This is a genomic window from Eggerthella sp. (assembly GCF_048329335.1).
In the GTDB taxonomy this organism is placed as follows: Bacteria; Actinomycetota; Coriobacteriia; order Coriobacteriales; family Eggerthellaceae; genus Eggerthella; species Eggerthella lenta.
The window spans coordinates 1-2,130 of record NZ_DBFEGU010000024.1 but is presented as its reverse complement, the minus strand read 5'-3'; the positions used below and the strand labels follow the sequence as shown (position 1 = coordinate 2,130).

Annotated in this window: 3 protein-coding genes; 2 read left to right on the top strand and 1 reads right to left on the bottom strand. The window is 65.0% G+C overall.

Annotated elements, in window-relative coordinates:
• Nucleotides 1-318: RrF2 family transcriptional regulator (locus ACMO6A_RS00885; RefSeq protein ID WP_418470655.1), on the bottom strand; the 318-nt coding region annotated here is incomplete at its 3' end.
• 221 nt (nt 319-539) lie between these two features.
• On the opposite strand from ACMO6A_RS00885, the gene ACMO6A_RS00880 reads away from it, so the two are divergent.
• A complete protein-coding gene (locus ACMO6A_RS00880; RefSeq protein ID WP_009306640.1) occupies nt 540-1,292 on the top strand; it encodes a biosynthetic peptidoglycan transglycosylase in 753 nt (250 codons plus the stop codon).
• A 135-nt stretch (nt 1,293-1,427) separates the two neighbouring features.
• Nucleotides 1,428-2,130, top strand: a 703-nt coding sequence (locus ACMO6A_RS00875; protein ID WP_418470654.1) for a GH25 family lysozyme, incomplete at its 3' end; no start/stop codon positions are given.

The window sequence follows — 2,130 nt, the reverse complement described above, 5'->3', positions numbered from 1 at the left end:
CTGATCGCGGCGCGGACACGCCTCCGCGCCATCTTCGAGGCATGACACCGGCGCGCAGCTGCCCTCGGTGGCGCGCAAGACGTCTCCCGCAGTGATCTGATCAGCCGGACGCGCCAACAGATACCCGCCGCTCACGCCGCGCACGCTTTTGAGAACGCCCGCCTTCACCAGCGCCCCGCCCAGCTGTTCGAGGTATTTGACGGACAGATCCTCCCGCTCGGCCGCTTGCCGCATGGTGACCAGCGCGCCGGCTTCCCCTTGTCGTGCGATGTCGATCATGAGCCGCAACGCATAGCGTCCCCGTGTCGATATCATCATGTTCGTCGCACCGTCCTTCGATGGTGTTACCGGCCTTGCCGCACGCGACGGCCGCACCCTTCTCGTTCGTGTCGTTTTCAAAAGTATAGCCCATCGTTTACCTGATAGAACACGCCTTTCTTGCAGGAATGTAAGGATGGGGCAAGCGGTCGGTAAGGCGGCGTTAAGAACCGCTTGGTATAACGTAGTGGGGAGTTTTCCTCTACAGAAAGGTGGAAACCATGAAAGGAACGGCGCATCGTGCATCGACGGCGCATCCAGCCATCACGTTCATCGGGCGCCTCGCCCTGGCGGCGCTCATCCTCGTCGTGCTCGTGGAAGTGTACTTTCTTGCACGCGGGTTCAACCTGTACCGCGAAGCGATCGAGGAAGCCGGCCTCGACGAGATGGCCGCATCCATCCAGAGCAGCGAGTCGTTCACGCCCATCGACGAGCTGCCGGACCTGTACCTGCAGGCCGTCGTGGCCGTGGAGGATCATCGGTTCTACGCCCATCCCGGCTTCGACGCCATCGCCACGGCGCGCGCCCTCGTGAACGACCTCAAAGCGGGCGCCATCGTGGAAGGCGGCAGCACCATCACCCAGCAGCTGGCGAAGAACCAGTACTTCACCCAAGAGCAGACCGTCGAGCGCAAGATAGCCGAAGTGTTCATGGCGCTGACGATGGAGCAGCACTTCTCGAAGCGCACTATCCTGGAGCTATACGTGAACTCCATCTACTTCGGCGACGGCTACGAGGGCATCGGCAGTGCGAGCTGGGGTTATTTCGGCAAAGCCCCCAGCGCGCTCGATGCCGACGAATGCACGCTGCTGGCCGGCATCCCGAACGCGCCGAGCGTGTACGCGCTGTCTCAGAACCCTGGCCTCGCGCGCGAGCGCCAGCAGGAAGTGTTGCGGAAGCTCGTATCCTACGACTACCTCGGGCAGGACGCGGCACAGCACATTCTGGGAAACCTGCGCGCGCTGGCCGCATGACGCGCCGTCCCATCGATCCGCTCGCGCCGAACACCGCGTCAGAGCGGTGCACGCCTTGCATGCAGGTTCTGTAGTCGTCGTAGCGCCGACGGGTTCGCGCGCACGGACGACGGGGGCTTTGGTAGGATAAGCCGCATGAAACGATTCAAAACCACCGTTGCAGCCGCCCTGACCGCCGTCGCCTTGCTGGGATCGCTCGGCTTCATGGCGGCATGCGGCCCCGAAGATGCAGCGGAGCCCGCGGCGCAGGCATACGTGAGCCCCTACGATTGGAGCGGACTCGAACGTTCGGGCGACCGCCTGGCTTTCCGCGAGAACGGCGAGGTGCGCTCCCAGTTAGGCGTGGACGTGTCCGACCATCAAGGCGCCATCGACTGGAGCGCTGTGGCGAGCGACGGCGTGGACTTCGCCTTCGTGCGCGTGGGCAACCGCGGCTACACCGAGGGCGCGCTGTACGCCGATACCCGATACGCCGAGAACATCGACAACGCGACGAGCGCAGGCTTGGACGTGGGCGCGTACTTCTTCTCGCAGGCCGTCAGCGTCGAAGAGGCGCGCGAAGAAGCCGAGTTCGTGCTGCGGCTGCTGGCCGGCCGCTATCTGGCGCTGCCCGTGGCGTACGACCACGAGCCCGTCGCCGACGGCGCGGGCCGTGCGAACAACGTGGATCGCGAGACGCTCACCGCGTGCGCGCGGGCGTTCTGCGAACGCCTCGAGCAGGGCGGCTACGAGACGATGATCTACGGCAACAGCGGCGATATGGCGCGTTACGACCGCGCCGATCTGGGCGGGCGTCCCGTCTGGTTCGCCGAGTACGACGCTGCCGAGCCGCACGCGC